We start from the raw sequence: 5,879 nt of genomic DNA, 5'->3' as shown, positions 1-5,879 counted from the left end.
GACCGGAGCCGAGTGTAGACCGCTTTCCAGGACCCGTAGCGGGCTGGGACATCACGCCACGGCGCTCCGGAGCGGACCTTCCACACGATGCCGTTGAGCACCCGCCGGTCATCGGACCTGAGCCGACCACCGGTCAGTGCCGAGGGCAGAAACTGCGACAACGACTCCCACTCGGAATCAGACAACTCGTGGCGGCGGATCACGACACACATCATCATCCGCCGCTACCAGCCTTTGAAGACACTCCCTGGTCGCCTGATGATGTCATACCCGTCCACTATGGTGCCGACATGCGCATTGCCAACGAGTTCTGCGTCAGCTGAGCTGTCACCGTCTGATTTGGAGGGTCACGTCGGCCCGGTGGCCACCGGACTCGATCGGCTGGATGGCCGGCCAGCTGCCCGGCGAGGCGTTGGTCAGCCGGAGCGCGACATCGTGCGTGTTGGTGAACGGGCTGCCACCGCGGTGGGCGTACTCCGGAAGCGATTGGATCTCGGCGGTGAATTCGTCGGAGAAGAAGAGCTCGGTCATCAGCACTGCCTTGTCCGCGATGCTGACCCCGAGGTGGATGTGCAGCGTCCGCGGGGTATACCAACCCGGCACGATGGTCAAGAACTCGACGTATCCGTCGTCGTCGGTGATCTGTCGCCCGCGCAGGAACCGGGTGTCGTCGACCGGCCGGGACCGGCGGAGGGCCAGGGAGACCACGGGCGGAAACCGCTCCGGGTCGTAGCTCGTGTAGCCCGAGTAGAAGCCGTCGGCGTCGGTCTGCCAGATCTCGACGGTCGCCCCGGCGATGGGTGCCAGGGTGTCCACCTCGACCGAGCGGATCCGCAGTACCAATGGCGAGCCTTGGCGGTCCTCCCGGACGTCGCGGCGGGTCGGTGAGCCCGGTATGTAGTAGGGGCCCTTGCCGTGGTTCAGCGTCGCGTCGTGCGGCGTGAAGGTGGCAGCTCGGCGGATGGCCGCCCGGTTGTCGATTCGGCTCATCAATGCGGTCAGGACGCGGCGAACCAGTCTTCCCCGCAGCGTCGACGGGCGGTGCACAGTCAGTGTCATGGTGACTCCTTAAGGCTCGGCGATGAATTACCTGGTCGGCGGGTTGGGTGATCGGTTCGTTGTTGCGGCCGCATCTGGATGGGCGGCAGTGACGGTTGCTGCTGGGTGCGGAGGCCGTGGCGATCGGTCGTTTATCGCGTCGGTGGCCCGGTTGTCGGGTGTGTCGCGGACGACGGTGCACGCCGGCGTAGGTGAGGTTCGTGCGGGTGTTCTGCCGGATGGCCAGGTGCGGGCCCCGGGTGCCGGCCGTCCTGCGTTGGAAGAGGTCCAGCCGGGCATCCGATGTCGCCGTTGGGTGGACGACGAAGTCGCTGTCGTCGTTGGTGAGGGCTCGTATGCCAACGATTTCACCGCGAGTAAGAAGACTGTGGCCCGGTTGTTGAAGCAGGCGGGGTACCGATTGCAGGCGGTGTTCCGCCCGGACGGACTTGACCCGATCGCGGCGGCCGGCACCTATCCGGTCACGCCGATCTGGGTCATGACATCCTGGTCGTCCCAGAGGACGTACTCGGTCAACATCTGGTCGTTCTGCCATCGGGCGATGGTCGTGAACAGCGTCATGAACGACTTGTTGGTGGGGTCAACGACCGTGCCGCCGGGCAACGTCATCGGCTGGGTGAAAGTCCCGCTCATCCTCCCAATGGCAACGGTCCACTCACCCTGGCCGAACTGGATGCCGTAGGGGTCGTTGTAGACGCGCAAGTCGGGGAACGTGGCGACCATGGCCTCGATGCCGGCACGGTGCGGAGCGCGGCCGACGGTGCCGGGCCGGCCGATGTAATTCACGACGACGTCCTGGTGGTGACCGTGGTCGACGAAGTCGTCGTAGTCGCGGCGGTTGAAGGCGTCGTCGGCGCCCTTCATCAGGCGCAGCAGGTGGGCGACGGGCCCGGTCGGCTCGCCGGCGCCAGTGCCGCGGTCAAATCCCTGGACGCCCGTCACGGACGAGGTGGCATCGGTGTTCTGTGGGTGGTCGGTGGTGGCCATCGGTGGGCCCTCCGGGGATGTCGGCTCGGCTCTTACCGGGAAGCCGTTGCTTCCCATCGGAGGCCTACTTACTGTTGGTGAGTATGCATCCACGGTAGGAACGGGGCGTTTCACGTGCAAGAACGCACCTCTTCGAAAGCCACTTACCCGCGGGTGAGTGCCGACCAGCTGGTGACGCCGTCCTCCGAGAACCCACGCTGCGCAGTCCGTGTCATCCTCGACCGGATCGCGGACAAATGGACCGCGCTGGTCATCACACTCCTGGCCGACGGCGAACTCGGTTACGCGCGCCTCCGCCGGGCAGCCACCGGCATCTCCGACAAGATGCTCGCCCAGACGCTGCAGAGCCTGGAGCGAGACGGTCTGGTCACCCGGACCGTGCAGACGTCCAGGCCGATCCGGGTCACCTACGCGCTGACCCCGCTGGGCCACACCCTCGTCCCCCCGCTGGCCGCGCTCGTGGACTGGACACTGCAGTACGGTCCGCAACTCGCCGCCAATCAGACCGCCTACGACGCAGGCCTTCAAGGCTGACGCCGCAACCGTGCTATTACGACCGTCATAGTGGTGCGGGTCGATCTCGGGAGGATCCGACGGCGGACGCGCAGACGCGGCACAAGACGTCGCGACCAGCGGATACACCTGCAATAAGGCGCTGCCTCGACCACTACCAGAACGGCGATGCACACCCGGATGTCGTCTTCACCGAGAAGCGGCTCACCCGGGGAGGCGACCAAGCCACCGTGGCCGGGTCCTGCAGAGCCGGGGCCAATGTTGGGCGGTCGAGGGCTTGCCGCTGATCCACACCCTTGCTGATCGAGCCAGGATCGAGACGAGCGACGCTGGCACCACCGTCACCATGACGCGGACGTGCGACAGCCGACTACCGCGGGGACTGCCGGCAGAGCCAGGCAGCCTGGCCAGGTGAATCATTCGGTGACGATGCGCTCGCGGAGTTGCTCGAGGGTCTTGGCCAGCAGCCGGGAAACCTGCATCTGGGACAGGCCGATCCGTTGGGCGATCTGGCTTTGGGTGAGTTCGTCGACGAACCGCATCTTGACGATCGCGCGTTCGCGGGCCGGCAACGTGGCCATCGCGGCCTGGAGCGTGACGTGGTTCTCGCAATGCGCGAACCCGGGTTCTTCGGCGGCGAGCTGATCGGCGACCGTGACCGTGTCCTCCGCACCGCGCGCGGGGGTGTTGATCGAGTGTGCACGGTAGGCCTCCGCGGCGAGCAGCCCTTCCCGCACGACGTCGATGTCCATGTCCAGGTGCGCGGCGATTTCGCTGGGCGTGGGCGCGCGCCCGAGGTCGTGGGCCAGCGTGTCGCTGGCCTTGCTGAGCGTGTGTTTGAGGTCTTTGAGGGTGCGGGGGACGCGCATCGACCAGCCGGTGTCGCGGAAGTGGCGGCGGACCTCGCCCATGATGGTCGGTACGGCGAAGGACAGGAAGTCGGTGCCCTGCTCGGGGTTGTAGCGGTCGACGGCGTGGATGAGGCCGGTTCGCGCGACTTGCAGCAGGTCGTCGAACGGCTCGCCGCGGCCGCTGAATCGCTGCGCGATGTGTTCGGCCAGCGATAGGTGTTCGGTGATCAACCGGAGCCGCAGTTCGCTGCGCCGGGCATCCTCGTCCGCCAGGCGGCTCTGTTCGGCGAACAGCGGAATGCAGTGGGCGTAGTCGTTTGACCGGCGCTGGGACGGCAGGTTCGGCGTCTCCGCGGACGGGTTTCGTTCGGGCGCTCTGACAACCATGCGGAGTTGGTACCCAGCCGTCTTCGAAACCACACGATCGGCTGATCCTTGGCGGAGGATTTCGGCTCTGGCAGGCGATGTGAGTACGGTTGCCGCCGAGACCGAGGGGTGGAATCAGCGAACCGGTCGGCGCATCATCTGCCGTCTTTCTTCGGTTGGCCGGATTCCGTGACGCGGGATGAGGCCGCGGCGATGCTGCTTCGTCCGGTCACCGGTTGTACCGTCGTCGTGCAGCGGTTCAGCCTGGAGCCGGAGCGCCGCATCTCGCCCACCCGGTCGCACGATGGGTTCGAGGAGGCCATGCTCATGTCGTTGATGTCCGTGCCCCGGCCGCGCGATCCGCGATGCCGGCCGGTGGCGTCGTTCGCGGTGACCCGGACGGCCGAGGCGAGCGTGGTCGCCGCGGCGGGGGAGCTCGACTTGACCGTCACCGGTCATCTCGCCGTGCTGCTCGCGCAGGAGCTGCGCCGGCAACCACCGGCGCTGGTCTGCGATATGTCGGCGGTCGATTTCTGCGCCGCCCGCGTACTGACGATACTGATCAACGCCGTTGCCGGCGCCGCCGTGACGGGGGTGCCCTTCGCGGTCGCCGGGCGACGGCGAGCACTGTTGCGGCCGATCACCGCGCTCGGCCTGGAGCAAGACCTGCCGGTTCACGAGAGCGTCGCCGACGCAGTGGACTGGCTGGCGTCGCCTCACCCGACCGGCCTGGACACCCACGGCGACGCCCGCCCTGGCTAAGCGGTTCACAGCCCGCTGAATTCGTCGCATCCGGCTCACCCGCACACGAGGGTGCGTCGTCATCGTGGCTCACTCCCGGCTCGCTGCTGACCTGATCGACCAACTGCAAAACGCGGCGACCGCCGCGGTCGCAGATCGGCGGCAGCGTTCACCCGTGCCGGCATCGGCGACGGCGACCGTTGCCTCGCACGAGCTCGCGTTCGGGCCCCGACCAGGAGCCGGGAATCCGCCGACGATCGAGTCCCACACCGTGGAGGCCGTCATCCATACGATCGCCTCACGTCGAATCGTGCCCTTGAAGTTTGGGGCATCATCCAGGCAATGTGTCTGCCGACGATTGTCAGCGGCAGGGTGCTCGAGTGCGGTGCCGCAGGACAGCCGTGCCCACACGGTCTTTCCGCCGGAGTCGTGGTTCTCGTGCACACCCCAGGTGTCGGCGAGCTCATCGATGAGAAACATGCCGTACCCGCAGGCGTGGTCGACCTCGGGTGTCGGTGGGTGGACGTGCGGGTGTGCGGAGGAGACGTCGTCGACTTCGACGACCACCCGGCACGGCCTGGTCATGGCGGTGATCCGGGCCCGCAGCGGCCCGCCACCGTGGGCGTAGGCGTTGGCGACCAGCTCGTCGACCACCAGCAGCACGTCAGCCAAGTGGTCGGCGCCGAGATGGGAGCACTGACCGGTGGCCCATCGGCGTACCCCGGCCAGCGCGAATGGACCGGTGTCGCGCAGGTCCATGACCCAGTGCGCGGCATCACCGTCTACACCGTCACCACGCACCGGTCGTGTTCCCCATGACATCGCTCACCAGGTGCGCCTACCCGCGGACCGCTCGCATAAACGGCTCGGCCGCCGCGGCGACCCACTCCTGGTCACAGCTGGAAGTGGACGCGCGTGGTGGTGCTGCCGGTGCCGGTGTGCAGCCGTACCAGGTCGGACATGTGGTTGACGAGCAACAGGCCGCGCTGCCGGTGCTGGCCGGGGGAGACCGGGTGCCGGCCGGCCAGCGGGTCGGTCAGGGTGCCCTGGTCGTGGACCTCGTAGACGAGGTGGCCGTCGGCGATCCAGATCCGGAGCCGGCCGGTGCCGCCGCCGTGGTCGATGCTGTTGGTCACCAGTTCGGTGACGACCAGTTCGGCGTCAGCGGTCCGGTCGTCGGTCAGGCCCGCCCGCAGAGCGTGCGTGCGTGCGAGCAACCGGGCCTGGGCCAGATTGGTGGCGTCGACGACGAGCTCGACGGCGTCGGCCGGTTCGGGCAGCGGCCGGTTGTAGCCGGTGATGATCCGCTCGGGGTCGTAGGCGGCGCTGGTGCGCCGGCCGGTGCCGTCGATGAGCAGCGGA

At 67.6% G+C, this 5,879-nt stretch carries 8 protein-coding genes; 2 read left to right on the top strand and 6 right to left on the bottom strand.

Annotation, left to right across the window (positions count from 1 at the left end):
• From CF165_RS49425 to CF165_RS49415, 3 genes are all read right to left on the bottom strand, one after another.
• A partial coding sequence (locus CF165_RS49425) for a transposase (protein WP_240522217.1) occupies positions 1-212 on the bottom strand: 212 nt, incomplete at its 3' end.
• Positions 213-327: 115 nt separating this feature from the next.
• Positions 328-1,059 carry a dioxygenase family protein gene (locus tag CF165_RS49420; protein ID WP_093954523.1) on the bottom strand — a complete coding sequence of 244 codons (732 nt, stop codon included), beginning with the start codon at positions 1,057-1,059 and terminating at the stop codon, positions 328-330.
• Between the two features lie 453 nt (positions 1,060-1,512).
• Positions 1,513-2,046 carry an ester cyclase gene (locus tag CF165_RS49415; protein WP_158226980.1) on the bottom strand — a complete coding sequence of 178 codons (534 nt, stop codon included), beginning with the start codon at positions 2,044-2,046 and terminating at the stop codon, positions 1,513-1,515.
• 153 nt (positions 2,047-2,199) lie between these two features.
• Here CF165_RS49415 and CF165_RS49410 point away from each other — a divergent pair, with 153 nt between their 5' ends.
• Positions 2,200-2,580, top strand: a complete 381-nt coding sequence (locus tag CF165_RS49410; RefSeq protein ID WP_093954526.1) for a winged helix-turn-helix transcriptional regulator — start codon at positions 2,200-2,202, stop codon at positions 2,578-2,580.
• 395 nt (positions 2,581-2,975) lie between these two features.
• On the opposite strand, the gene CF165_RS49405 is transcribed toward CF165_RS49410, so the two are convergent.
• Positions 2,976-3,797: a SigB/SigF/SigG family RNA polymerase sigma factor gene (locus tag CF165_RS49405; RefSeq protein WP_093954525.1), complete on the bottom strand. Its 822-nt coding sequence runs from the start codon at positions 3,795-3,797 to the stop codon at positions 2,976-2,978.
• A gap of 108 nt (positions 3,798-3,905) precedes the next feature.
• On the opposite strand from CF165_RS49405, the gene CF165_RS49400 reads away from it, so the two are divergent.
• Positions 3,906-4,538, top strand: coding sequence for an STAS domain-containing protein (locus CF165_RS49400; RefSeq protein ID WP_143268957.1), 633 nt, complete (start codon positions 3,906-3,908; stop codon positions 4,536-4,538).
• Between the two features lie 69 nt (positions 4,539-4,607).
• On the opposite strand, the gene CF165_RS49395 is transcribed toward CF165_RS49400, so the two are convergent.
• Together CF165_RS49395 and CF165_RS49390 are read right to left on the bottom strand one after the other, a co-directional pair.
• Positions 4,608-5,276 (bottom strand): ATP-binding protein, encoded by a 669-nt coding sequence (locus tag CF165_RS49395; protein ID WP_240522216.1) that lies wholly within the window; start codon positions 5,274-5,276, stop codon positions 4,608-4,610.
• A 134-nt stretch (positions 5,277-5,410) separates the two neighbouring features.
• Positions 5,411-5,879 (bottom strand): ATP-binding protein (locus CF165_RS49390; RefSeq protein WP_143268955.1); only part of this gene is annotated, 469 nt, incomplete at its 5' end.

The sequence above is a fragment of the Amycolatopsis vastitatis genome (assembly GCF_002234595.1).
Taxonomy (GTDB): domain Bacteria; phylum Actinomycetota; class Actinomycetes; order Mycobacteriales; family Pseudonocardiaceae; genus Amycolatopsis; species Amycolatopsis vastitatis.
Note: the sequence above shows the minus strand (reverse complement) of the source record. Positions and strands in the feature narration are given on the sequence as shown.

Coding starts and splice junctions, on each gene's coding strand:
- CF165_RS49420 (WP_093954523.1), bottom strand. CDS start 1,059: ATGACACTGACTGTGCACCGCCCGTCGACGCTGCGGGGAAGACTGGTT.
- CF165_RS49415 (WP_158226980.1), bottom strand. CDS start 2,046: ATGGCCACCACCGACCACCCACAGAACACCGATGCCACCTCGTCCGTG.
- CF165_RS49405 (WP_093954525.1), bottom strand. CDS start 3,797: ATGGTTGTCAGAGCGCCCGAACGAAACCCGTCCGCGGAGACGCCGAAC.
- CF165_RS49395 (WP_240522216.1), bottom strand. CDS start 5,276: ATGGACCTGCGCGACACCGGTCCATTCGCGCTGGCCGGGGTACGCCGA.